Genomic DNA, 26,234 nt, shown 5'->3' with positions numbered 1-26,234 from the left:
TCAGCGGATCTGCGGGCCGATGAAGCGGCTCTTGGCTTCAACCTTCGCCGCGCTGTCGTCGGCGCTCTTGAGGATGAAGGTGATTTCGTTGGTGGTCGAGGGCAACTTCTCGGGCGCGATCGACAGCTGTACCGGCAGGCTGACGATATCGCCGGCGGCCACGCGGATTTCGCGCTGGCCTTCCAGGCGCAGGTCGGGCAGGCCGGCGGCGTCGAGCACGTAGACGTGGTCGCGCTGGTCCTTGTTCATGACCTTGAGGCTGTACACGTTCTCGATCCGGCCCTGGGCGTTCTCGCGGTACAGCACGCGGTCCTTGCTGACGTCGAAGCCCACCAGCGAGCGGGTGGCGAAGGCGGTGCCCAGGGCGATGATCATCACCAGCAACACCACGGCATAGCCGATCAGGCGCGGGCGCAGCATGTGGGTCTTCTGCCCCGAGAGGTTGTGCTCGGTGGTGTAGCTGATCAGCCCCTTGGGATAGTTCATCTTGTCCATGATGCTGTCGCAGGCGTCGATGCACGCCGCGCAGCCGATGCACTCGATCTGCAGGCCGTCGCGGATGTCGATGCCGGTGGGGCAGACCTGCACGCACATGGTGCAGTCGATGCAGTCGCCCAGGCCCTTGGCCTTGTAGTCGATGTCCTTCTTGCGCGGGCCGCGGGTTTCGCCGCGGCGCGGGTCATAGGAGACGATCAGGGTGTCCTTGTCGAACATCACGCTCTGGAAGCGCGCATAGGGGCACATGTACACGCACACCTGTTCGCGCAGCCAGCCGGCGTTGCCGTAGGTGGCCAGGGTGAAGAAACCGACCCAGAAGTAGGCCCAGCCATCGGCCTGGCCTGTGAAGAATTCGGTAAGCAGTTCGCGGATCGGCGAGAAGTAGCCGACGAAGGTCATGCCGGTGACGAAGCCGATCAGCAGCCACAGGCTGTGCTTGGCGAACTTGCGCAGGAACTTGTTGCCGCTCATGGGCGAGCGGTCGAGCTTCATGCGCTGGTTGCGGTCACCCTCGGTGACTTTTTCGCACCACATGAAGATCCATGTCCACACGCTTTGCGGGCAGGTGTAGCCGCACCATACGCGGCCGGCGAACACGGTGATGAAGAACAGGCCGAAAGCGGCGACGATAAGGATGCCCGAGAGCAGGATGAAGTCCTGGGGCCAGATGGTGGCGCCGAAGATGTAGAACTTGCGCTCCGGCAGGTTCCACCACACAGCCTGGTGGCCACCCCAGTTCAGCCACACGGTGCCGAAGTAGAGCAGGAACAGCACGGCGCCGCCGACCATCCGCAGCCTGCGGAAGATGCCGGTGAAGGCGCGGGTGTAGATTTTCTCGCGAGAGGCGTAGAGGTCGACGGAATCCTTCCCTTTGTTGGCAGGCGGGGTGACGTCATGTACCGGAATTTGCTTGCTCATCATCAAGTCCCACGGCAGTGGAGAAACGCCGCGGCCAGTGCGTGCCGGCCGCAGTCTCGCGCATTCTGCTAGCGCGCTGCGATCAATGATACGCCGCTGGTGGCGATATGGGATCGCGCTGCGACCTTTAGTCGCGTTGGGTTGGTGGTGTGAATCGTGTTATGGCGGGTGTCAATTGATCCAGGTCATCTTGTGCTGCTTTTGCCGGCCCTTTCGCGGGGCAAGCCCGCTCCTACAGGGGAATGCGAAACCTTGTAGGAGCGGGCTTGTCCCGCGAAGAGGCCAGGCCTGCCTTACTCGGCAGGCTCAGGCTGATGCGACAGGCTGTACACATAGGCGGCCAGCAGATGCACCTTGTCATTACCCTGCAGCTGTTCCTGTGCGGGCATCTGCCCCTGGCGACCATAGCGAATGGTCTGTTGCAGCTGGGCAAAGCTCGACCCGTAGATGAACGCCTGCGGGTGGGTCAGGTTTGGCGCGCCCATGGCTGGGGTGCCTTTGCCCTCAGGCCCGTGGCAGGCCACGCAGTTGGCGGCGAACAGCTTCTGGCCGTTCTCGGCATCGGCCTTGGCACCTTCTGGCAACGTGCGACCATCGAGCTTGCTGGTGACGAACGCGGCGACATCGGCCACGCCCTGTTCGCCGAGCACTTCACCCCAGGCCGGCATCACCCCGTGGCGGCCGCCCATGATGGTGGTCTTGATGGTTTCCGGCTCGCCGCCCCAGCGCCAGTCCTGGTCGGTCAGGTTGGGGAAGCCGTAGGCACCCTTGGCGTCGGAACCGTGGCACACCGAGCAGTTGGAGGCGAACAGCCGGGCGCCCATCTTCAGTGCTTGCGGGTCCTTGGCCACCTCTTCGATCGGCATCGCCGCGAACTTGGCGAAAATCGGCCCGAAGCGTGCGTTGGCCTTGGCCATTTCCTTTTCCCACTCGTGCACGCCGGTCCAGCCCGGCTGGCCGTTGGAAAACTCGGTCTGCTTGTCGTTATCCAGGTACGAATAGCCCGGCAGGATGCCTTTCCAGTTGCCCAGGCCCGGGTACAGCACCAGGTAGCCAAGGGCGAAGATGATGGTGCCGACGAACAGCCAGAACCACCATTTCGGCAGCGGGTTGTCGTATTCCTCGATGCCATCGAAGGCATGCCCGACGGTTTCGTCGGTGACCTCTTCGCGCTGGCCCTTGCGGGTCGACAGCAGCAGCCAGGTCAGCGAGAAGATGGTGCCCAGGGTCAGGACGGTAACGTACAGACTCCAGAAGGTTGTCATTGTTGTTTGCTCCCAGAAGCTTTTGCTTGCTCGACGTGCTTGCTGGCCCCGGGATCATCCGCGAAGGGCAGTTGGGTCGCTTCGTCGAAGTCCTTCTTGCGTCGTGGGTTGAACACCCACAGCGCCAGGCCCACGAAGGCCACCATCACCACGACGGTGCCCAGGCCGCGAATCATCCCGATATCCATCAGCGTCACCGTTTGCTTTTGATGATGGTGCCAAGACCCTGCAGGTACGCGACCAGTGCGTCCATTTCGGTCTTGCCCTTGACTGCGTCGCGGGCGCCGGCGATGTCGGCGTCGCTGTACGGCGTGCCGAGGGTGCGCAGCACTTCCAGCTTCTTCGCGGTATCCTTGCCGTCGAGCTTGTTCTCGACCAGCCACGGGTAGGCCGGCATCTTCGACTCCGGTACCACGTTGCGCGGGTTGTACAGGTGCGCGCGGTGCCAGTCATCGGAGTAGCGGCCACCGACGCGGGCCAGGTCCGGGCCGGTGCGCTTGGAGCCCCACAGGAACGGGTGGTCCCAGACGCTTTCGCCAGCGACCGAGTAGTGGCCGTAGCGTTCGGTTTCGGCGCGGAACGGGCGGATCATCTGCGAGTGGCAGCCAACGCAGCCTTCACGGATGTAGATGTCACGGCCTTCGACTTCCAGCGCGGTGCGCGGCTTCATGCCCTCGACCGGCTTGTTGGTGACGTCCTGGAAAAACAGCGGGACGATCTGGGTCAGGCCACCGACGCTCACGGCGATGACCATGAAGAAGGCCAGCAGGCCTATGTTCTTCTCGACGGCTTCATGCTTCATCAGTGCGCTCCCACGACGACGATCTTGGCGGCTTCCTCGGCCTGTACCGGGTTGGCGGCACGTACGGTACGGAACACGTTGTAGGCCATCAGCAGCATGCCGGTGGCGAAGAACGCACCGCCCAGGGCGCGGACGATATAGCCCGGGTGGCTGGCCTGCAGGGCTTCGACGAAGGAGTAGGTGAGCGTGCCGTCATCGTTGATGGCCCGCCACATCAGGCCCTGGGTGATGCCGTTGACCCACATCGAGGCGATGTACAGCACGGTACCGATGGTCGCCAGCCAGAAGTGCGCGTTGATCAGGCCGACGCTGTGCATCTGCTCGCGGCCGTAGAGTTTCGGGATCATGTGGTAGACCGCACCGATCGAGATCATCGCCACCCAGCCGAGGGCACCGGCGTGCACGTGGCCGATGGTCCAGTCGGTGTAGTGCGACAGCGAGTTCACGGTCTTGATGGCCATCATCGGGCCTTCGAAGGTGGACATGCCGTAGAACGCCAGCGACACCACCAGGAAGCGCAGGATCGGGTCGGTGCGCAGTTTGTGCCAGGCGCCCGAGAGGGTCATCATGCCGTTGATCATGCCGCCCCAGCTCGGTGCCAGGAGGATGATCGACATCACCATGCCCAGCGACTGCGCCCAGTCCGGCAGCGCGGTGTAGTGCAGGTGGTGCGGGCCGGCCCAGATATACAGGGTGATCAGCGCCCAGAAGTGGACGATCGACAGGCGATAGGAGTAGATCGGCCGTTCAGCCTGCTTGGGCACGAAGTAGTACATCATCCCCAGGAAGCCGGTGGTGAGGAAGAAGCCCACGGCATTGTGGCCGTACCACCACTGGATCATCGCGTCGGTAGCGCCGGCATAGGCCGAGTACGACTTGAACAGGCTCACCGGCAGCGAGATGTGGTTGACGATGTGCAGCATCGCGGTGACCACGATGAAGGCGCCGTAGAACCAGTTGCCGACATAGATGTGCTTGGTCTTGCGCTTGACGATGGTGCCGAAGAACACCAGCCCGTAGGTGACCCAGACGATGGCCAGGAGGATTGCCAGCGGCCACTCGAGCTCGGCATATTCCTTGGTGGTGGTGAAGCCCATCGGCAGGGTGATCAGCGCGCCGACGATCACCGCCTGCCAGCCCCAGAAGGTGAAGGCGGCCATGCTGTCGGAGATCAGCCGGGTCTGGCAGGTCCGCTGCACCACGTAGTAGCTGGTGCCGAACAGCGCACAGCCACCGAAGGCGAAGATGACCAGGTTGGTGTGCAGCGGGCGCAAGCGGCCGAAGCTGGTCCAGGGCAGGTCCAGGTTCAGTTGCGGCCACACCAGCTGCGAGGCGATGAAGACGCCCAGGCCCATGCCAAGGATCCCCCAGACCACCGTCATGATGGCGAACTGGCGGACGACCTTATAGTTATAAGCAGTCGGACTGATTGCTGTGCTCATTCTAAGGTTCCACGGTTTTGGTGTTCTTGTTGGTCGAAAAATCGGCGCCAGTATCGATAACCGCTTGGGTTATGGCAACGCAAGGATCCTTGCGCCGACCCGTGTCCGGGCCCTTTCGCCGGTGTCCCACGGCGATAGGGTCGGGACGATTGTACACAAATAAATATTTGTAATGTGTACCGTTTTTCATATTTTTCTGATCGATCGGTCAAGCTTTTTCTGGGGCGGCATCAGGCTGTGCGCCGCGTCTGCTTCGGTCCTTTCGGCGCGAAGCCCACTGTGGCAACAAGCTTAGTTCTGTTCGGAGGGGGTGCAAGGGAGGGGTGGAGCGGGGAGAGGGGCCGCAAGGCGGCCCCAAGGGTATTACTGGGCGGTCAGGTTCTCGGTAGCGCCGTTCTGCGACAGGCTATACACATAGGCTGCCAGCAGGTGCACCTTGTCATTGCCCTGGATCTCCGCCTGGGCCGGCATCTGCCCTTGGCGGCCGTAGCGAATGGTCTGCTGCAACTGGGCGAAGCTCGAACCATAGATGAACGCCTGCGGATGGTTCAGGTTCGGCGCGCCCATGGCCGGGGTGCCTTTGCCTTCAGGCCCGTGGCAGGCTACGCAGTTGCTGGCGAAGAGTTCCTTGCCCTTGACCGGGTCGGCCTTGACCCCTTCCGGCAGGCTGCGGCCGTCGAGGTTGGTCAGCACGAACGCGGCGACATCCGCCACGCCCTGGTCGCCGATCACCTCGACCCACGCCGGCATCACGCCGTGGCGGCCATTCATGATCGAGGCCTTGATGGTCTCCGGCTCGCCGCCCCAGCGCCAGTCCTGGTCGGTCAGGTTGGGGAAGCCGTAGGCGCCCTTGGCATCCGAGCCGTGGCATACGGAGCAGTTGGAGGCGAACAGGCGGCTGCCCATCTTCAGCGCCTGTGGGTCGTTGGCCACTTCCTCGACCGGCATGGCGGCGTACTTGGCGAAGATCGGGCCGAACCTGGCGTCGGCCTTTTCCATCTCCTTCTGCCACTCGTTGGCACCGGTCCAGCCATTCTCGTAGCCCGGCAGGATGCCTTTCCAGTTGCCCAGGCCCGGGTACAGCACCAGGTAACCGGCACCGAACACCAAGGTGCCGACGAACAGCCAGAACCACCACTTGGGCAGCGGGTTGTCGTACTCCTCGATGCCATCGAAGCTGTGCCCCATGGTCTGGTCGGTGGTGCTGTTGCTCTGGCCCTTGCGGGTAGACAGCAACAGCCAGGCCAGGCCGATCAGGCTGCCGATGGTCAGTACGCTGACGTAGGTACTCCAGAAGGTGGTCATTGCGCTTTGCTCCTCACAGCCGCAGTCATGGCAGCAGGTTCCTGCCCGGCGGGGGGCAGGCGGTCGTCGACGAAGGGCAGCAGGCGCGCTTCGGCGAAATCATGGTCGCGGCGACGGTTGAACACCCACAGTGAGAGGCCGATGAAGGCGATCATCACTACCAGGGTGCCCAGGCCACGGATCATGCCGATGTCCATTTCCATGGTGGTTACCTCTTGTTCTTGATCGCGGTGCCGAGCACCTGCAGGTAGGCGACCAGGGCGTCCATCTCGGTCTTGCCCTTGACGGCGTCACGGGCGCCGGCAATGTCCTCGTCGGTGTACGGCACGCCCAGGGTGCGCAGGGTGCGCATCTTGGTGTCGGTGTGGCTGTTGTCGACCTTTTCGGCGACCAGCCACGGGTACGACGGCATCTTCGATTCCGGTACCACGTTGCGCGGGTTGTACAGGTGCGCGCGGTGCCAGTCGTCCGAGTAGCGGCCGCCGACGCGGGCCAGGTCCGGGCCGGTGCGCTTGGAACCCCACAGGAACGGGTGGTCCCAGACGCTTTCGCCGGCGACCGAGTAGTGGCCGTAACGTTCGGTTTCGGCGCGGAACGGGCGGATCATCTGCGAGTGGCAGCCGACGCAGCCTTCACGGATGTAGATGTCGCGGCCTTCCAGTTGCAGCGCGGTGTAGGGCTTCATGCCTTCGACCGGCTTGTTGGTGACGTCCTGGAAGAACAGCGGGACGATCTGGGTCAGGCCGCCGATGCTCACGGCAAACACCATCAGCAGGGCCAGCAGGCCTACGTTTTTCTCGATGACTTCATGTTTCATCAGGCAGGTCTCCTCAAGCCAGCTGGGCATTCGCAGGGGCGGCGTCGAGCGCCGGCGAACGCACGGTGCGCCAGGTGTTCCAGGCCATCAGGAACATGCCGCTGAGGAAGATCGCGCCGCCGACGAAGCGCACGATGAAGCCTGGGTGGCTGGCCACCAGGGTTTCCACGAACGAGTAGGTGAGCGTGCCGTCGCTGTTGACCGCGCGCCACATCAGGCCCTGGGCGATGCCGTTGACCCACATCGAGGCGATGTACAGCACGGTGCCGATGGTCGCCAGCCAGAAGTGCGCGTTGATCAGGCCAAGGCTGTGCATCTGCTGCTTGCCGAACACTTTCGGGATGGTGTGGTACAGCGCGCCGATCGAGATCATCGCCACCCAGCCGAGGGCGCCGGCGTGCACGTGGCCGATGGTCCAGTCGGTGTAGTGGGACAGGGCGTTGACTGTCTTGATGGCCATCATCGGGCCTTCGAAGGTGGACATGCCGTAGAACGCCAGCGACACCACCAGGAAGCGCAGGATCGGGTCGCTGCGCAGTTTGTGCCAGGCGCCCGAGAGGGTCATCATGCCGTTGATCATGCCGCCCCAGCTTGGTGCCAGGAGGATCAGCGACATCACCATGCCCAGCGACTGCGCCCAGTCCGGCAGGGCGGTGTAGTGCAGATGGTGCGGGCCGGCCCAGATGTACAGGGTGATCAATGCCCAGAAGTGGACGATCGACAGGCGATAGGAATACACCGGGCGTTCGGCCTGCTTGGGAACGTAGTAGTACATCATCCCGAGGAAGCCGGCGGTGAGGAAGAAGCCTACCGCGTTGTGGCCGTACCACCACTGCACCATGGCGTCGGTGGCGCCGGCGTAGACCGAGTACGATTTGGTCAGGCTGACCGGCAGCTCCAGGTTGTTGACGATGTGCAGCAGTGCCACGGTGAGGATGAAGGCGCCGAAGAACCAGTTGCCCACGTAGATGTGCTTGGTGGTGCGTTTCATCAGCGTGCCGAAGAACACGATGGCGTAGCAGACCCAGACGATGGTGATCAGGATGTCGATCGGCCATTCCAGCTCGGCGTATTCCTTGGAGCTGGTGTAGCCCAGCGGCAGGGTGATGGCCGCCAGCAGGATCACCAGTTGCCAGCCCCAGAAGGTGAACGCGGCCAGGCCTGGTGCGAACAGGGTGGTCTGGCAGGTGCGTTGCACCGAATAATAGGAGGTGGCGAACAAGGCGCAGCCGCCGAAGGCAAAGATCACCGCATTGGTATGCAGGGGGCGCAGGCGGCCGAAGCTGGTCCAGGGGAGGTCGAAGTTGAGGGAAGGCCAGGCGAGCTGGGCGGCGATGAAGACGCCGAGCCCCATCCCGACGATTCCCCACACCACCGTCATGATGGCGAATTGGCGGACCACCTTGTAGTTATAGGCGGTACTGCTGGTTGTGTTCATGTATGGGTTCCCATCCACGGTTATTTTGGCAGGCTTTACAGCGAGGCAAGCATGAGTAATGGGCAAAGTGCCGGTATTGACGGGGATCAATGGGCGCAAGTCGGAAATGTCCCAGGCTTGCGCTGCGATCCCCCGCGAAACGGGGGGAAGGGCGTGCGCCCGCGTGCCTGATCCTGGCCCATGGTGCGGGTGCGCCGATGGACAGCGAGTTCATGATTGAGATGGCGCAAAGGCTGACAGCGCTTGGGGTCGGGGTGGTTCGTTTCGAGTTCCCCTACATGGCCGAGCGGCGCAACGGCGGCGGCAAACGGCCGCCCAATCCGCAGAAGGTGCTGCTGGAATGCTGGCGCGAGGTGTACCGGCAGGTGCGACCTTTGGTCACGGGCCGGCTGGCCATTGGCGGCAAGTCGATGGGCGGGCGCATGGCCAGTCTGCTGGCCGATGAGCTGGGGGCGGATGCGCTGGTGTGCCTGGGGTATCCGTTCTATGCGGTGGGCAAGCCGGAGAAGCCCCGGGTCGAGCACCTGGCCGAGCTGAAGACGCGTACGTTGATCGTGCAGGGCGAGCGCGATGCGCTGGGCAATCGGGAGGCGGTGGAGGGCTATGCGCTGTCACCGGCGATCGAGGTGAGCTGGCTGGTGGCGGGGGATCATGACCTGAAGCCGTTGAAGGCTTCGGGGTTCAGCCATGAGCAGCACTTGCAGGCGGCGGCTGAAAAAGTAGCGGGTTTCCTGAAGGATTAGCGCTGGATTCTTCGCGGGCATGCCCGCTCCTACAGGGTTACGCGATCTCCTGTGGGAGCGGGCAAGCCCGCGAAGACGCCGGCGCAGGTATATGCTTAGTCGCGGTACTCGCACAGGTAGGCGGTATCCACTTTCACCTGCAGCTGGAACTTGCTGTCGGCCGGCACGTTGAACTTGTCGCCAGCGTTGAAGGTTTCCCAGTTGTCGCTGCCCGGCAGCTTCACGGTCAGGGCGCCGGACACCACATGCATGATTTCACGCTTGGCGGTGCCGAACTCGTATTCGCCCGGGGCCATCACGCCCACGGTGGCAGGGCCTTCTGCGCCAGCAAAGGCGATCGACTTGACGGTGCCGTTGAAGTACTCGTTGACCTGGAACATGGGCGACTCCTGAAAGAATGGGGGGTGAAAAAGGGCTGGCCAGTATGCCCAAGCCCATTCGCCCCGTCATCTGCTTTCAAGTGCCGTTCGCGGGCAGGCTCAAGGGCAGCAGGCGTGCGGTGTTGCGGGCATCTTCCAGGGCCCGGTGCTGCTGCCCGCAGAAGTGCATGCCCGCCAGCTGCAGTGCACCATTGAGCCCGGTCGGGCGCTGCAGGTGGCGAGCCTTGGCGAAGCGCTGCTTGAGGTTGATATGCGGCAGCTCGCGCAGCAGGCTGTCGACCGCATGCTGGCGCCATTCCTGCAACAGCTGCTGGCGGTCGTAGTCGCCCCAGCTGACCCAGGCCTGCAACTGCCCGCGGTGGTGCCCCAGCCAGCGTTCGAAACGCGCCCACACTTCGGGGAAGGCCGCAGCGCTGTCGACGCTGGCCTGGCTGATGTGCGTCAGCTCGCGGCAGAACGGTGTCAGCTGCGGCCGTCGCCGGGGCCGCACGAAGCGTTGGAAGTGGTCCACTTCACGGCCTTCGCGGGTTACCAGGCTGGCGCCAATTTCAATGATTTCCATCTCCGTGACCGGCCAGCCACCGTCATCGGTGGTGGCTTCCAGGTCGATCACCAACCAGTGGCCCATACCAGGCTCCCTCGCCATACATGCCAAAGCAGCGTAGCCAATGTCTGGCCACACGGCATCCCCTGGCAAAATGCCCTCACTTTGGCATAACCAGCAGTTGTGCCATGCCGGGAAAACGCCTAGCTTAAGCGCATCCAGGTATGAAACGTGATGAGCGTCCGCTTTGACTCCAGCGCCCGGCCTGAAGGTAATCTCCACCCTGATGATGCTGGCTGCGGCCTGGCTGGCGGTGCCGGCGTGGGCTGCCGACGCCATCGACGTGAAGATCGGCGCCGCGCATTTCCCGCCTTATACCGTGCGCCCGGAGCAGGGCGCCGACACCGGTTTGCTGCCCCAGCTGGTCGAGGCGTTGAACCGCTTGCAAGACGACTACCGCTTCGTTCTGGTGCCCACCTCCATTCAGCGGCGCTTTGGTGATTTCCAGCAAGGCCGCACCGACATGGCGATCTTCGAGAACCCCGAGTGGGGTTGGCAGCAGATTCCGCACCAGACGGTGGACATGGGCCTGGAAGATGCCGAAGTGTTCGTCGCCAGGAAGCTCAATGGCCGTGACCAGCATTACTTCGACAGCCTGGGTGGCAAGCGCCTGGCGTTGTTCAACGGTTATCACTACGCCTTCGCCAACTTCAACCCTGACCCCAACTACCTGCGCAAGGCCTACAACGCGACGCTCACCTATTCCCACGACAGCAACCTGCTCATGGTTCAGGCTGGCCGTGCCGACATTGCCCTGGTGACGCGCTCGTACCTGAGCGACTTCCTGGCCCGCAACCCCGACAGCCTCAACCAGCTGATCGCCTCACAGCGCATCGATCAGGTCTACCACCACTATGCCTTGCTGCGTCCCGGTGCCCCGATCACCGATCAGAAGTTCGCCGAGCTGCTGCGCTACCTGCGCGACACAGGCGAATTGACGCGCATCTTCCAGCCCTACCGGATCACCGTCGCCGCGCCGAACGACTAAATTCCCCGGGTATGGGCACGTCATCAGAATTGAGCCTTTCTTTCATTCTTTCGTGAGCCAAGACCATGCCGTTCGATGCCGCTTCGCAGCCCCTGTCTCTACCCCGCTGGCGCAGCCTCGATGCCGAGGAGAATGACCGTCGGTTGAGCCTGACCCTTGAAGGGCGGCCATTGATCCAGGTGTGTCTGGAGCCGGGCGATACGCTGCAAGTGCATGTCCAGAGCCTGTGCCCGGAGCGCCCGCAGCAGGCGTTATGGGCCGCCTGCTATTGGCTGCTGTCCCGCGATCCGGCTCGCCAGCGCCTGGCTGTGCGTCTGCCTTCCAATGTGCCGGAAGCTTTGGCCAGCGGTTTGCTGGTGGCCGGCGAAGTCGCCGGCGTCTACCTGTGCGAGCGCGCGTTGTTCTGGCAGTTGCCGCAGCCGTGGCTGGGTGCTTCGAGCGGCGCTGTCTACCCGCAACAGATGCAGTTCAGCAACGGCAAGCGCCATCCACGCCGGGCACCCAAGCCGCGTGGCGAGGTGTATCGCCGCTTCGATGCACGGCTGGGGGCCTGGGTGTCGTTGCGCACCCTGGAAGTCGACCAGGACCTCGAGCGCTTCAGCCGCTGGCAGAACAACCCGCGGGTAGAGAAATTCTGGCAGGAGGCGGGCTCGCTGGAGCAGCACCGCGAGTACCTGGCCAAGCTTGAGGCCGACCCGCATACCCTGACCCTGATCGGCTGTTTCGATGATCAGCCGTTTGCCTACTTCGAAGCGTACTGGGCCAAGGAAGATCGCATTGCGCCGTTCTATCCGGCCGATGATTACGACCGTGGTATCCACATGCTGGTGGGGGAAGAGGCGCACCGTGGCCCGCACAAGGTCGCCAGCTGGCTGTCGGCACTGGTGCACTACCTGTTCCTGGACGACCCGCGCACCCAGCGGGTGGTGGCTGAGCCCCGTGCCGACAACGGCAAGATGATCGGCTACATGCACGACCAGTGCTTCCATTGCGACAAGGAATTCGACTTCCCGCACAAGCGCGCTGCGCTGATGATTCTGGGGCGGGAGCGGTTCTTCGATCGCTGCAAATTGGTGTGAGTCCGCGTCGCCTGCTTCGCGGGGCAAGCCCGTGAAGCAGGCGACGCCGATGTATCAGGCTTGTCGGTTGGCGGTCTTGCGGCAATGCACCAGGGCATCGCGAATCATGAAGTTGACCAGGGTCGGCGACACGCCCAGTTCCTTGGCGATGTCCTTCTGCGGCACACCATGCAGGCGGTACATCTCGAAGGCATAGCGGGTGCGCTGAGGCAGTTCGTTGAGCGCCTCGGCGATGTGTTCGAGCGCTGCCAGATTGATGTGCGTGGCCTCGGGCGAAGCGTTCGGGATGACCACGTTCAGGCCTTCCTCTTCGCTGCCGGAATACTTCAGCTCCATCGCCTGCTTGCGGTAATGGTCGATGGCCAGGTTGCGCACGATCTGGAACAGGTAGCTGAGCTGCGCCTTGAACGACGAGGTGATCTGCGGGGCGGCGCTGAGCCGGAAGAAGGCATCCTGCACCACATCCTCGGCGCGCGAGCGGCAGCCGGTGATGCGCGCCGCGATCTTGACCAAAATGCTGCGATTGTCAACGAACGCCTGGAGTAATGGTGAATCGCACTTACTTGTGGATAGTTGTTCCGCCATGGAAATCACCTTGTCTCGAAGGGGGAGGGGAGCGCCCCACTTGGGGAAGCTTCCTACGACGTGCGACAAACTATTCAGAATGATAATGATTGTCAAATACGAAAGTTAATGAGTTTCCATTAGTTTCGGTTCTAAGCTGAATGGCGTGATGCAATTCACCTTGCGCCCCCGCTCACACCGCTAATTTCCCGCCGCGCCCATCCGTTCCCCTGTGTACATCCGGCCGCTGCCGCTGCCCGCCGACCTTGTGCGGGGCAGCCAGCCCGACTTAACCAGACACTGGCAGGAACCCCCCATGACGGACGCCTTCGAACTCCCGCTCTCGCTGGTCCAGGCCCTGGCGCAACGCGCCGCGCAGACCCCGGACCGCATCGCCCTGCGCTTTCTGGCCGATGCTCCCGGCGAGCAGGCCGTGCTCAGCTATCGCGACCTGGATGCGCGTGCGCGCAGCATCGCTGCGGCCTTGCAGGCCCGTGCCGGGTTCGGCGCGCGGGCTGTGCTGCTGTTTCCCAGCGGCCCGGACTACGTAGCGGCGTTCTTCGGTTGCCTGTACGCCGGGGTCATTGCCGTACCGGCCTATCCACCGGAGTCGTCACGCCGCCATCATCAGGAGCGCCTGCTGTCGATCATCGACGACGCCGAACCGCGCCTGCTGCTGACCGTCGGCGCGCTGCACGACAGCCTGCAGGATCTTGAAGCCCTGAGCGGCGACAACGCGCCCGAACTGCTGGCGGTGGATGCGCTTGATCCGGCACTGGCCGATCACTGGCGCGAGCCTGAGCTGAGCGCGGACGACATCGCCTTCCTGCAATACACCTCTGGCTCCACCGCGCTGCCCAAGGGCGTGCAGGTCAGCCACGGCAACCTGGTGGCCAACGAGCAACTGATTCGCGCGGGCTTCGGCATCGACCTCAACCCCGACGATGTGATCGTCAGCTGGTTGCCGCTGTACCACGACATGGGTCTGATCGGCGGGCTGCTGCAGCCGATCTTCAGTGGCGTGCAGTGCGTACTGATGTCGCCGGGCTACTTCCTCGCCCGGCCGCTGCGCTGGTTGCAGGCCATTAGCGAATACGGCGGCACCATCAGCGGCGGGCCAGACTTCGCTTACCGGCTGTGCAGCGAACGGGTCAGCGAAGCGGCCCTGGCCGGCCTCGACCTGAGCCGCTGGCGTGTGGCCTATTCCGGTTCCGAGCCGATCCGCCAGGACAGCCTCGCCACCTTCGCCGACAAGTTCGCCGCCTGCGGTTTCCAGCCGAGCAGCTTCTTTGCCAGCTATGGCCTGGCCGAAGCTACCTTGTTCGTCAGTGGCAGCCGCCGTGGCCAGGGGATCGGCGCGCTGGAACTGGACGCCGAGGCATTCGCCGCCAACCGCGCCGAGGCCGGCAAGGGCAGTGTATTGATGAGCTGCGGCTACCCTCAGCCAGGCCACGCGGTGCGCATCGTCGAGCCACAGCAGCGTGAGGTACTGGGCGACAATCGGGTTGGCGAGATCTGGGCCGGCGGCCCAAGCATTGCCCTGGGTTACTGGCGCAACCCTGAGGCCACGGCGCGCACCTTCGTCGAAATGGACGGCCAGACCTGGTTGCGTACCGGTGACCTCGGTTTCATGCGCGACGGCGAGGTGTTCGTCACCGGGCGCCTGAAGGACATGCTGATCGTCCGCGGTCAGAACCTTTACCCGCAAGACCTGGAAAAGACCCTGGAGCGAGAGGTCGAAGTCCTGCGCAAGGGCCGGGTGGCCGTGTTCGCCGTCGACGAGCGGGGCGAGGAGGGCATCGGCGTGGCAGTGGAAATCAGCCGCAACGTGCAAAAGGCGGTAAAGCCCGAGGACCTTATCAAGACCCTGCGCCAGGTGATCGCCGAGGCCTGTCGCCAGGCACCGGCCGTGGTCCTGCTGCTCAACCCGGGGGCACTACCGAAGACCTCCAGCGGCAAGCTGCAGCGTTCGGCGTGCCGCCTGCGCATGAATGATGGCAGCCTGGATTGCTATGCACGCTTCCCCACGGCTGCCGAGCCGGCTGCAGATGCAGCAACCGGCGATGAGCTGCAGGCACGCATTGCCGGCATCTGGCGCGAGGTCCTCAAGGTCGAGGCGGTTGCCGCGGACGATCACTTCCTGCTGCTGGGTGGCAACTCCATCGCCGCTACCCAGGTCACTGCGCGCCTGGCCGATGAGCTGAGTATCCCGCTAAGCCTGCGGACCCTGTTCGAGGCGCCGACACTGGCCGAGTACAGCGCGGGGGTGGCAGTCATCCTTGCTGAAGGCACAAGGGGTGCCACCGCTATCACAGCGTTGAACCGTGGCCAGGCCTTGCCGCAGTCGCTGGCACAGAACCGCCTGTGGCTGACCTGGCAGCTTGAGCCGCAGTCTGCGGCCTACAACATTCCTGCCGGGCTGCACCTGCGCGGCGAGCTGGATGAGGCCGCACTTGAAGCCGCATTCCAGTCGCTGATAGCGCGCCACGAATCGCTGCGTACGGTGTTCAGCGAAGAGGATGGGCAGGCGTTGCAGCGCGTCCTGCCGGAGCAGCCTTTCACCCTTCAGCGCCTGGACCTGGAAGGCCTGGCGCCTGAACAGGTGATCTCGCGCCGCGAGCAAGAGGCGCAACAGCCCTTCGACCTGACCCAGGGCCCGCTGCTGCGTGTGACCCTGGTGCGCCTGGACGACGAAGATCATCAGCTCTGGGTGACCTTGCACCACATCGTCGCCGACGGCTGGTCGCTGAACATCCTGCTCGACGAGTTCGCCAAGCTGTATGCCGCCCGTTGCCAGGGCCTGGACGCCAAACTGCCAGCGCTGACACTGGGTTACGCCGACTACGGTACCTGGCAGCGCCAGTGGCTGGCCGAGGGCGAAAGCGCCCGTCAGCTCGACTACTGGAAAGCCGCTTTGGGCGATGACTCGCCAGTGCTCGACCTGTACCCGGACCAGCCGCGCTCCAGCCAGCATGAAAACCACGCTGCCCGCTTGAGCGTGAAAGTGCCGGCCAAGCTGGCCGACGCCCTCAAGGGCCTGGCCCGCGAACAGCAGGCCAGCCTGTTCATGGTCCTGCTGGCCGCCTGGCAAGGCCTGCTGCACCGCTACACCGGCCAGGGCGACATCCGCGTCGGCGTGCCCAATGCCAACCGCCCGCGCCAGGAAACCCAAGGCATGGTCGGCTTCTTCATCAACACCCAGGTGCTGCGTGCGCAGCTGAATGGCCGCCTGCCGTTTGCCCAGTTGCTGGCCCAGGTGCGCGGTGCGACCCTCGACGCCCAAGCCAACCAGGACCTGCCATTCGAGCAACTGCTCGAAGCCCTGCCTGAAGCGCGTGAACAGGGCCTGTTCCAAGTCATGTTCAACCACCAGCAGCGTGACCTTTCAGCATTGCGCCGCCTGCCGGGCGTGCTCGCCGAAGAGCTGCCGTGGCACAGCCGCGAAGCCAAGTTCGACCTGCAGCTGCACAGTGAGGAAGACCATCAGGGACGCCTGAGCCTGGCATTCGACTACGCCGCCGAGCTGTTCGAAGCCAGTACCGTCAAGCGCCTGGCCCAGCACCTGCTGGCGCTGCTCGAGCAAGTCTGCGCGCAACCGCAACTGCCGTTGGGTGACGTACAGCTGCTTGACGAACAGGGCCGCCAGCAACTGCTGGCATGGGGTGAGGCACCCGCGCCCGCCCCGCAGCGGCTGCTGGTCGAGCAGCTCAACGAACAGGCCCGCCTGACCCCGGAGCGCACCGCGCTGGCCTGGGAAGGCGGCAGCCTCGACTACGCCGAGCTGCACCAGCAGGCCAACCGCCTGGCGCACTACCTGCGCGACAAAGGCGTCGGCCCCGACACCTGCGTGGCCATCGCGGTCGAGCGTTCGCCGCAGCTGCTGGTCGGCCTGCTGGCCATCCTCAAGGCGGGCGGCGCCTATGTCCCGCTGGACGTCGACTACCCGGCCGAGCGCCTGGCCTACATGCTGGGTGATTGCCAGGCCAGCCTGCTGCTCAGTCACAGCAGCCTGCTTGGCAAGCTGCCGCAGGTCGACGGCGTCAGCGCCATCGCCCTCGACCAGCTGCATCTGGACAGCTGGCCAAGCCAGGCGCCGGGCCTGCACTTGCACGGCGACAACCTGGCCTATGTGATCTACACCTCCGGCTCCACCGGCCAGCCGAAGGGCGTGGGCAACACTCATGCCGCGCTGGCCGAGCGCCTGCAGTGGATGCAGGCCCGCTATGCGCTGGATGCCAGTGATGTGCTGATGCAGAAGGCACCGATCAGCTTCGACGTGTCGGTGTGGGAATGCTTCTGGCCACTGATCACCGGCTGCAAGCTGGTGCTGGCCGGCCCCGGCGAGCACCGCGACCCGCAGCGCATCGCCACCTTGGTTGAGCAGCATGGCGTGACCACACTGCACTTCGTGCCGCCGCTGCTGCAGGTGTTCGTGCAAGAGCCGCTTGCCGCTGGCTGCAGCAGTCTGCGCCGGGTTTTCTCCGGTGGCGAGGCGCTGCCTTCGAACCTGCGTGACCGTGTGCTGCAACTGCTGCCACAGGTGCAGTTGCACAACCGCTACGGGCCGACCGAAACCGCCATCAACGTCACCCACTGGCATTGCCAGGCTGAAGATGGCGAGCGTTCGCCGATCGGTCGCCCGCTGGGTAACGTGCTCTGCCGGGTGTTGGACGATGAGCTTGAGCTGGCTGCGCCTGGCGTGCCGGGTGAGCTGTACCTGGGCGGTGCCGGTCTGGCCCGGGGTTACCTGGGCCGCCCAGGCCTGACTGCCGAACGTTTCGTACCCCAGGCCGATGGCAACGGTGCGCGCCTGTACCGCAGCGGCGACCGCGCCCGCTGGCAGGTGCAGAGTGAAGCCCTGGAATACCTCGGGCGTCTCGATCAGCAGGTCAAGGTGCGTGGCTTCCGCGTCGAGCCGGAAGAAGTGCAGGCCTGCCTGCTGGCGCAGCCGGGGGTCGAACAGGCACTGGTGCTGATTCATCAGGATGCGGTCGGTGCGCAGCTGGTCGGTTACTACAGCGGCACTGCGTTGTCTGATGTCTTGCTGGCCGCCTTGGCCGAGCAATTGCCGGCGTACATGGTGCCATCCCAGTTGATCGGCCTGGAGCACATGCCGCTGGGCCCAAGCGGCAAGGTCGACCGCAAGGCGCTGCCCGCTCCGGTCTGGCAGCAGCGTGCCGATGTCGAGCCACAGACCGCGCTGCAACAGCAGGTGGCGGGCATCTGGCGCGAGGTGCTGAACCTGCCGCAGGTCGGCCTGCACGATGACTTCTTTGCCCTCGGTGGCCACTCGCTGCTGGCCACCCAGATTGTCTCGCGGACCCGCCAGGCGTGCGATGTCGAGCTGCCGCTCAAAGCGCTGTTCGAGGCCAGCGAGCTGGCTGCGTTCTGTGAGGAAATCGCCCGTATCCGCGCTGCCGGTGAGTGCAACCAACAGGGTGAGATCGCCCTGGTCGACCGCCGCCAGGCGGTGCCGCTGTCGTACTCGCAGCAGCGCATGTGGTTCCTCTGGCAGATGGAGCCGGACAGCCCCGCCTACAACGTCGGCGGCATGGCGCGACTGAAGGGCGCGCTGCATGTGGATGCCTTCGAACGCGCCCTGCAGGCGCTGATCGTGCGCCACGAAACCCTGCGGACCACCTTCCCGAGCATCGACGGCGTGCCGTACCAGTGCGTGGCCGACGACAGCGGGCTGCAACTGGACTGGCAGGACTTCACGGCGCTGCCGGCCAATACCCGTCAGCAGCGCCTGCAGCAACTGGCTGACGACCAGGCCCACCAGCCATTCGACCTGGAGCGCGGCCCGCTGCTGCGCGCCTGCCTGGCCAAGACCGAGGACCGTGAACACTACTTCGTGCTGACCCTGCACCACATCGTCACCGAAGGCTGGGCCATGGACATCTTCGCCCGCGAGCTGGGCGAGCTTTACGAAGCCTTCGTCGATGACCGCGAATCGCCACTGGCGCCGCTGCCGGTGCAGTACCTGGACTACAGCGTGTGGCAACGGCAATGGCTGGAAAGCGGCGAGGGCGCACGCCAGCTGGCCTACTGGAAAGCCCGCCTCGGCGATGAGCACCCGGTGCTGGCACTGCCCGCCGACCGCCCGCGCCCGGCGGTGCAGAGCCACCGCGGTGAGTTGTTCCGCTTCGACCTCGACCCGGCACTGGTCGCCCGCGTGCATGCGTTCAACAACCAGCGCGGCCTGACCCTGTTCATGACCATGACTGCCACGCTGGCGGCGTTGCTGCACCGCTACAGCGGCCAGCGCGACCTGCGCATCGGCGCGCCGGTGGCCAACCGTATCCGCCCGGAAAGCGAAGGCTTGATCGGCGCCTTCCTCAACACCCAGGTGCTGCGCTGCGAACTCGACGGGCAAATGACTGCCGCCGCCTTGCTCGACCAGGTGCGCCAGGCCGCCATCGAAGGCCAGTCGCACCAGGACCTGCCGTTCGACCAGCTGGTCGAGGCCCTGCAACCGCCGCGCAGCAGCGCCTACAACCCGCTGTTCCAGGTGATGTGCAACGTGCAGCGCTGGGCCTTCCAGCAGAGCCGCACACTCGCCGGCATGCAGGTGGATTACCTGGTCAACGACGCCAGCGCCACCAAGTTCGACCTGTACCTGGAGGTCACCGACCTCGACGGCCGCCTGGGCTGCTGCCTGACCTACAGCCGCGACCTGTTCGACGAGCCGCGCATCGCGCGCATGGCCGAGCACTGGCAGCAGCTGCTGGTCGGCCTGCTCGACAACCCGCAGCAGCGCTTGTGCGAACTGCCGATGCTGGCGGATGCCGAACAGCAGGTGCTGATCGGCCAGTTGCAGGGTGAGCAGGACTTCGCCCTCGACCAGACGCTTCACGGCCTGTTCGCCGCCCAGGCTGCGCGTACGCCGAAGGCGGGTGCGCTGACCTTCGCCGGCCAGCACATGACCTACGCCGAGCTCGATCAGCAGGCCAACCGCCTGGCCCGTGCCCTGCGTGAACGTGGGGTCGGCCCGCAGGTGCGGGTGGGCCTGGCGCTGGAGCGTTCGCTGGAGATGGTGGTCGGCCTGCTGGCGATTCTCAAGGCTGGTGGCGCCTATGTGCCGCTCGACCCGGAATACCCGCTCGACCGCCTGCGCTACATGATCGAAGACAGCCGCATCGGCCTGCTGCTGAGCCAGCGCGCGCTGCTCGAAACCCTCGGTGAACTGCCTGACGGCGTGGCGCGCTGGAGCCCGGAAGACGACGCCGCGAGCCTGTGTGCCTACAGCGATGCGCCGCTGGACAACCTCAACCTGCCGCAGCATCAGGCCTACCTGATCTACACCTCTGGCTCCACCGGCAAGCCCAAGGGCGTGGTGGTCAGCCACGGTGAAATCGCCATGCACTGCCAGGCGGTGATCGACGCCTTCGGCATGCGCAGCGACGACTGCGAGCTGCACTTCTACTCGATCAACTTCGATGCGGCCAGCGAACGCTTGCTGGTACCGCTGCTGTGCGGCGCCCGCGTGGTGCTGCGTGCCCAGGGCCAATGGGGCGCCGAGGACATCTGCCAGTTGGTGCGCGAGCAGCAGGTGAGTGTGCTTGGTTTCACCCCGAGCTATGGCAGCCAGCTGGCTCAGTACCTGGCGACTCAGGGCGAGCAGCTGCCGGTGCGGCTGGTGATCACTGGCGGCGAAGCGCTGACTGGCGAGCACCTGCAACGCATTCGCCAGGCCTTTGCCCCGCAGCAGTTCTTCAACGCCTACGGCCCCACCGAAACCGTGGTCATGCCGCTGGCCTGCCTGGCGCCGGAGGTGATGCCTGCCGACGCTGGCAGCGTGCCGATCGGCCGGGTGATCGGTGCCCGCACGGCGTACATCCTCGACGAGGACCTGGCCTTGCTGCCTCAAGGGGGGATCGGCGAGCTGTACGTCGGCGGTGCCGGCCTGGCCCAGGGTTACCACGACCGCCCGGGCCTCAGTGCCGAGCGCTTTGTCGCCGACCCGTTCAGCCGCGATGGCGGGCGCCTGTACCGCACCGGCGACCTGGTGCGCCTGCGTGCCGATGGCCTGGTGGAATACGTTGGTCGTGCCGATCAGCAGGTGAAGATCCGCGGCTTCCGTATCGAGTTGGGCGAAATCGAAAGCCGCCTGCAGGAACATGCCGATGTCGACGAGGCGGTGGTCCTGGCCCTCGACCTGCCAGGTGGCAAGCAACTGGTCGGTTACCTGGTGTGCCAACAGGCCACTGCCGACAGCGAAGCTCAGTCCGCACTGCGCGAAGCAGTCAAGGCCGATGCCCGTCAGCACCTGCCGGACTACATGGTGCCCGCGCACCTGGTGCTGCTCGAACGCCTGCCGCTGATGGGCAACGGCAAGCTTGACCGTCGCGCACTGCCGGCACCGGACCTGGAGCAGGCCCGCCAGCATTACCAGGCCCCGGCCAATGAGCTGGAGGAGCAGTTGGCGCAGGTCTGGCGCGAAGTGCTCAACCTGTCCCGCGTGGGTGTGCAGGACAACTTCTTCGAACTGGGTGGTGACTCGATCCTGTCCATTCAGGTGGTCAGCCGCGCACGCCAGTTGGGCTTGCAGTTCACCCCGCGCGACCTGTTCCAGCACCAGACCATCCAGACCCTGGCGGCCGTGGTCAGCCGCAGCGCCGCGCCGAGCAGCATCGAACAAGGCCCGCGCGAAGGACGCAGCGGCCTCACGCCGATTCAGCACTGGTTCTTCGACAGTGATGTGGCCCAGCCGCAGCACTGGAACCAAGCGGTGCTGCTGGAGGCACGCCAACCCTTGGACCGCGCCACCTTGGAACAGGCCCTGGCTGCGTTGGTAGCGCACCACGACAGCCTGCGCCTGCGCTTCACCCTGGGGCAGGCGGCCTTCGCTGCGGTGTCTGTCGAGCAGCTGTTGTGGACCGCCACGGTCGCCGACTTCGCCGACTGCCAGGCGCTGTACACCGACGTGCAACGCAGCCTCGACCTGGAACGGGGCCCGCTGTTGCGCGCCTTGCTGGTCAGTGACGGGCAGGGCGCCCAGCGCCTGCTGCTGGCGATTCACCACCTGGTGGTCGACGGTGTGTCCTGGCGCGTGCTGCTCGAAGACCTGCAGGCGCTGTATCGCGGCCAGCCACTGGCGGCCAAGACCCACGCCATGGCCGACTGGGCTGCGCGCCTGGCCAGCTACGCCGGCAGCGATTCGCTGCGCGACGAGCTGGACTGGTGGAAGGGCCAGCTTGGCAGCGTGCGCCATGAGCTGCCGTGCGATCATCCGCAGGGTGGCAACCTGCACCGGCATGCCAACACCCTGGCCATCGGCCTGGACGCAGAGCAGACCCGGCAGTTGCTGCAACAGGCACCGGCGGCCTATCACACCCAGGTCAACGACCTGCTGCTGACCGCGCTAGCCCGCACCCTGTGCCGCTGGAGCGGTGACCAGGAAGTGCTGGTGCAGCTCGAAGGCCACGGCCGTGACGGCCTGTTCGAGGACATGGACCTGACCCGCAGCGTCGGCTGGTTCACCAACGCCTACCCGCTGCGCCTGAGCCCGCAGGTCGGCGACGACGATGCTGCGCGTGCCACCTCGATCAAGTGCATCAAGGAACAGCTGCGGCAGGTGCCGCACAAGGGGCTGGGCTACGGCGTGCTGCGCTATCTGGGCGATGAGGTCAGCCGCGAAAGCATGGCGGCGTTGCCGCAGGCGCGCATCACCTTCAACTACCTGGGCCAGTTCGACCAGCAGTTCGACGAGGCCGCCTTGTTCCTGCCGCTGGATGCGCCGGCCGGCCTGGCTCATGATCTGGATGCGCCACTGCCGAACTGGCTGAGCATCGACGGCCAGGTCTATGGCGGTGCCCTGCAACTGCGCTGGACCTACAGCCGCGAGCGCTATGACGAGCGCACCATCGCGCAGTTGGCCGAAGCCTATCGCCAGGAGTTGCTGGCGCTGGTCAGCCACTGCCTGGCCGATGGCAACGGCAGCTTCACGCCCTCGGACTTCCCGCTGGCGCACCTGAGCCAGCAGCAGATCGACGCGCTGCCGGTGCCCGCCGCGCAGATCGAGGACGTCTACCCGCTGACACCGATGCAGGAGGGCATGCTCTTGCACACCCTGCTGGAACCGGGCACCGGCCTGTACTACATGCAGGACCGCTACCGCATCAACAGCGCCGTCGACCCGCAACGTTTCGCCCAGGCCTGGCAGGCCGTGGTGGCGCGTCACGAAGCCCTGCGCGCCTCGTTCAGCTGGAATGCCGGCGAGACCATGCTGCAGATCATCCACAAGCCGGGCAACACACCGGTGGACTATCAGGACTGGCGCGGCCTTGATGAGGCGGCCCAGGAGGCGCGCCTGCAAGCCCTGCACAAACAGGAGCGGGAAGCGGGCTTTGCCCTGCTGCAGGAGGCGCCGTTCCACCTGCGACTGGTGCGGGTCGATGACGAGCGCTACTGGTTCATGATGAGCAACCACCACATCCTCATCGATGCCTGGTGCCGCTCGCTGCTGATGAACGATTTCTTCGCGCTCTACCAGGCCCTCGGCGAAGGCCGCCAGGCCCAGTTGCCGGTGCCGCCGCGCTACCGCGACTACATCGGCTGGCTGCAACGCCAGGACATGGACGAAGCGCGCCGCTGGTGGCAGGCCAACCTGGCCGGCTTCGAGCGCGCCACGGCGCTCCCCAGCGACCGCCCGCTGCGCAACGACCACGCCGGTGACGGCATGGTGGTGGGCGACTGCTACACCCGCCTGGAGGTGAGTGATGGCGTGCGCCTGCGCGAACTGGCCCAGGCCCATCAGCTGACCATCAACACCTTCGCCCAGGCGGCCTGGGCGCTGGTACTGGCGCGCTACAGCGGTGATCGCGATGTGGCCTTCGGCGTGACCGTGGCCGGGCGGCCGGTGAGCCTGCCGCAGATGCAGCGCACGGTCGGCCTGTTCATCAACAGCATCGCCCTGCGCGTGCAACTGCCCGAGCCGGGCCAGCGTCGCAGCGTGCGCCAGTGGCTGCAGGGCGTGCTGGAGCGCAACATGGAGCTGCGCGAGTACGAGTACCTGCCGCTGGTGGCGATCCAGGACTGCAGCGAACTGCCCAAGGGCCAGCCGCTGTTCAACAGCCTGTTCGTGTTCGAGAACGCCCCGGTGGAAACCGCAGTGCTCGACCACGCCCAGCACCTCAATGCCAGCTCCGATTCGGGCCGCACCCACACCAACTTCCCGCTGACGGCAGTGTGCTACCCGGGCGATGACCTGGGCCTGCACCTGTCATTCGACCAGCGCTACTTCGACTACCCGACCGTCGAGCGCCTGCTGGCCGAGTTCAAGCGCTTGTTGCTGGCCTTGGTGCAAGGCTTTGACGGGGAGGTGAGTGAATTGCCGTTGCTGGGCGAAGACGAACAGCGCTTCCTGCTCGACGACTGCAACCGCACCGAGCACGCCTACCCGCTGGAGCAGAGCTACGTGGCACTGTTCGAAGCGCAGGTGGCTGCCCACCCTGAGCGCACCGTGGCCCGCTGCCTCGAAGCGTCTTATGACTACGCCGGGTTGAACCTCGCGGCCAACCGCCTGGGCCATGCATTGGTTACAGCGGGCGTGGCCATCGACCAGCCGGTTGCCCTGCTGGCCGAGCGTGGCTTGCCGCTGCTGGGCATGATCGTCGGCAGCTTCAAGGCCGGCGCGGGCTACCTGCCGCTGGACCCGGGCCTGCCGTCGGTGCGCCTGCAACGTATCGTCGAGCTGAGCCGCACGCCGGTGCTGGTGTGCAGCGCGGCCTGTGCCGAACAGGCACGACAGTTGCTGGATCAACTTGAGGGAGTGACGCGGCCGCAGCTGCTGGTGTGGGAAGAGGTGCAGGGCAGCAGCGTCGCCAGCCACAACCCGGGCATCCACAGTGGGCCGGACAACCTGGCCTACGTGATCTACACCTCCGGCTCCACCGGGCTGCCGAAGGGCGTGATGGTCGAGCAGCGCGGCATGCTCAACAACCAGCTGAGCAAGGTGCCGTACCTGGCCTTGAGCGAACATGACGTGATCGCCCAGACCGCCTCGCAGAGCTTCGACATCTCGGTCTGGCAATTCCTCGCCGCGCCGTTGTTCGGCGCCCGGGTGGAGATCGTGCCGAACGCCATCGCCCATGACCCGCAAGGTTTGCTGGCGCATGTGCAGGCCACCGGCATCACGGTGCTGGAAAGCGTGCCATCGCTGATCCAGGGCATGCTGGCCAACGATCATCAGGCGCTGGATGGCCTGCGCTGGATGTTGCCGACCGGCGAGGCGATGCCGCCGGAGCTCGCTGCGCAGTGGCTGCAGCGTTATCCGCAAATCGGCCTGGTCAATGCCTACGGGCCGGCGGAGTGCTCGGATGACGTGGCCTTCTTCCGCGTCGACATGGCCTCGACCCAGGGCAGCTACCTGCCGATCGGCACGCCGACCGACAACAATCGCCTGTACCTGTATGGCGAGGACCAGGCCCTGGTACCGCTGGGGGCAGTGGGTGAGGTGTGCGTGGCTGGCACCGGCGTCGGCCGCGGCTATGTCGGCGACCCGGTGCGCACGGCACTGGCCTTCATCCCGCACCCGCACGGGGCGCCTGGTGAGCGCTTGTACCGTACCGGTGACCTGGCGCGGCAACGCCCGGACGGAGTGCTGGAGTATGTCGGCCGGATTGACCATCAGGTGAAGATCCGCGGTTATCGTATCGAGTTGGGCGAAATCGAGGCGCGTCTGCACGAGCAGGCCGAGATTCGCGATGCGGCGGTAGGGGTGCAGGAAGGTGCCAATGGCAAGCACCTGGTGGGCTACCTGGTGGCGCACCAGGGCGTGGCTGCCGACGCCGTGTTGCTGGAGCAGGTCAAGCAACGCCTGCGTGCGGAGCTTCCGGAGTACATGGTGCCGCTGCACTGGGGCTGGTTTGCCAGCCTGCCACACAACGCCAACGGCAAGCTTGATCGCAAGGCGTTGCCGGCCATCGAGATCGGCGGGCAGCACAGCCAGGCCTACCTGGCGCCGCGCGATGAATTGGAAGAGGCGCTGGCCGGTATCTGGGCCGACGTGCTCAAGGCCGAGCGGGTCGGGGTGCATGACAACTTCTTCGAGCTGGGCGGGCATTCGCTGCTGGCCACGCAGATCGCTTCGCGGGTGCAGAAGCAGTTGCAGTTGAACGTGCCGCTGCGGGCGATGTTCGAGTGCAGCACGGTGGAGGAATTGGCCGAGTATGTGCGCGGGTTGCAGGGCAGCGGGGTGGATGAGGCCAAGGCTGATCGGCTCAGTGATCTGATGGCCGAGCTCGAACGGCTGTAGATCGCTGGGGGCGCTTTGCGCCCCATTCGCGGGACAAGCCCGCTCCTACATGTACTCCGTAAGGCTTGAATTTTGTGGGGTTTCTGTAGGAGCGGGCTTGCCCCGCGAATGGGCTGGAGCAGGCGATCGAGTT

General features: G+C 65.1%; 15 protein-coding genes and 1 pseudogene. 4 read left to right on the top strand and 12 right to left on the bottom strand.

The genetic code is table 11. The features are described 5' to 3' along the window. The 9 genes from ccoG to ccoN (C2H86_RS03325) form a co-directional block, all read right to left on the bottom strand. The gene (ccoG, locus tag C2H86_RS03365; RefSeq protein ID WP_110636747.1) at positions 1–1,416 is read right to left on the bottom strand and encodes a cytochrome c oxidase accessory protein CcoG; all 1,416 of its coding nucleotides are present in this window, start codon (positions 1,414–1,416) and stop codon (positions 1–3) included. A 293-nt stretch (positions 1,417–1,709) separates the two neighbouring features. Then, positions 1,710–2,681, bottom strand: coding sequence for a cytochrome-c oxidase, cbb3-type subunit III (gene ccoP, locus C2H86_RS03360; protein ID WP_159411430.1), 972 nt, complete (start codon positions 2,679–2,681; stop codon positions 1,710–1,712). Beyond that, positions 2,678–2,869 (bottom strand): CcoQ/FixQ family Cbb3-type cytochrome c oxidase assembly chaperone, encoded by a 192-nt coding sequence (locus C2H86_RS03355; protein WP_027921276.1) that lies wholly within the window; start codon positions 2,867–2,869, stop codon positions 2,678–2,680. Before C2H86_RS03355 ends, ccoP (C2H86_RS03360) begins: the two co-directional genes overlap by 4 nt. A gap of 5 nt (positions 2,870–2,874) precedes the next feature. Continuing rightward, a complete protein-coding gene (gene ccoO / locus C2H86_RS03350) occupies positions 2,875–3,483 on the bottom strand; it encodes a cytochrome-c oxidase, cbb3-type subunit II (protein WP_054884105.1) in 609 nt (202 codons plus the stop codon). Next, positions 3,483–4,925, bottom strand: coding sequence for a cytochrome-c oxidase, cbb3-type subunit I (gene ccoN / locus C2H86_RS03345; RefSeq protein ID WP_159411429.1), 1,443 nt, complete (start codon positions 4,923–4,925; stop codon positions 3,483–3,485). The genes ccoO (C2H86_RS03350) and ccoN (C2H86_RS03345) overlap by 1 nt, the downstream gene beginning before the upstream one ends. A 363-nt stretch (positions 4,926–5,288) precedes the next feature. Then, the gene (ccoP, locus tag C2H86_RS03340) at positions 5,289–6,230 is read right to left on the bottom strand and encodes a cytochrome-c oxidase, cbb3-type subunit III (RefSeq protein ID WP_159411428.1); all 942 of its coding nucleotides are present in this window, start codon (positions 6,228–6,230) and stop codon (positions 5,289–5,291) included. Next, on the bottom strand, positions 6,227–6,433 hold the full coding sequence (locus C2H86_RS03335) for a cbb3-type cytochrome oxidase subunit 3 (protein ID WP_054884102.1): 207 nt from the start codon (positions 6,431–6,433) through the stop codon (positions 6,227–6,229). The genes ccoP (C2H86_RS03340) and C2H86_RS03335 overlap by 4 nt, the downstream gene beginning before the upstream one ends. Positions 6,434–6,438: 5 nt before the next feature. Further along, positions 6,439–7,047, bottom strand: coding sequence for a cytochrome-c oxidase, cbb3-type subunit II (gene ccoO, locus C2H86_RS03330; protein ID WP_054884101.1), 609 nt, complete (start codon positions 7,045–7,047; stop codon positions 6,439–6,441). A 13-nt stretch (positions 7,048–7,060) separates the two neighbouring features. Next, a complete protein-coding gene (ccoN, locus tag C2H86_RS03325) occupies positions 7,061–8,485 on the bottom strand; it encodes a cytochrome-c oxidase, cbb3-type subunit I (RefSeq protein ID WP_060508208.1) in 1,425 nt (474 codons plus the stop codon). A 51-nt stretch (positions 8,486–8,536) separates the two neighbouring features. On the opposite strand from ccoN (C2H86_RS03325), the pseudogene C2H86_RS03320 reads away from it, so the two are divergent. Beyond that, positions 8,537–9,228 (top strand): annotated as a pseudogene (locus tag C2H86_RS03320) (alpha/beta family hydrolase). A gap of 95 nt (positions 9,229–9,323) precedes the next feature. On the opposite strand, the gene C2H86_RS03315 reads toward C2H86_RS03320, so the two are convergent. Both C2H86_RS03315 and C2H86_RS03310 read right to left on the bottom strand, forming a co-directional pair. Beyond that, entirely contained in the window at positions 9,324–9,608 is a 285-nt protein-coding gene (locus tag C2H86_RS03315) for a pyrimidine/purine nucleoside phosphorylase (protein ID WP_110636762.1), read from the bottom strand. 76 nt (positions 9,609–9,684) lie between these two features. Next, complete coding sequence (locus C2H86_RS03310; RefSeq protein WP_159411426.1) at positions 9,685–10,236, bottom strand: exonuclease domain-containing protein; 552 nt, start codon at positions 10,234–10,236, stop codon at positions 9,685–9,687. Between the two features lie 163 nt (positions 10,237–10,399). Between C2H86_RS03310 and C2H86_RS03305 the strand changes: the two genes are divergently transcribed. Continuing rightward, positions 10,400–11,200, top strand: a complete 801-nt coding sequence (locus C2H86_RS03305) for a substrate-binding periplasmic protein (RefSeq protein WP_159411425.1) — start codon at positions 10,400–10,402, stop codon at positions 11,198–11,200. Between the two features lie 65 nt (positions 11,201–11,265). Next, positions 11,266–12,279, top strand: coding sequence for a GNAT family N-acetyltransferase (locus C2H86_RS03300; RefSeq protein ID WP_159411424.1), 1,014 nt, complete (start codon positions 11,266–11,268; stop codon positions 12,277–12,279). Between the two features lie 54 nt (positions 12,280–12,333). Here the strand turns inward: C2H86_RS03300 and C2H86_RS03295 are convergent, their stop codons facing one another. Next, positions 12,334–12,864 carry an RNA polymerase factor sigma-70 gene (locus C2H86_RS03295; RefSeq protein ID WP_079229034.1) on the bottom strand — a complete coding sequence of 177 codons (531 nt, stop codon included), beginning with the start codon at positions 12,862–12,864 and terminating at the stop codon, positions 12,334–12,336. A 295-nt stretch (positions 12,865–13,159) separates the two neighbouring features. Here C2H86_RS03295 and C2H86_RS03290 point away from each other — a divergent pair, with 295 nt between their 5' ends. Further along, the gene (locus C2H86_RS03290; RefSeq protein ID WP_159411423.1) at positions 13,160–26,101 is read left to right on the top strand and encodes a non-ribosomal peptide synthetase; all 12,942 of its coding nucleotides are present in this window, start codon (positions 13,160–13,162) and stop codon (positions 26,099–26,101) included. The last annotated feature ends 133 nt before the right edge of the window (positions 26,102–26,234 follow it).

The sequence above is a fragment of the Pseudomonas putida genome (assembly GCF_009883635.2).
Lineage (GTDB): Bacteria > Pseudomonadota > Gammaproteobacteria > Pseudomonadales > Pseudomonadaceae > Aquipseudomonas > Aquipseudomonas putida_W.
The sequence above is the reverse complement of the archived record's forward strand: the minus strand, read 5'-3'. Positions and strand labels throughout refer to the sequence as shown.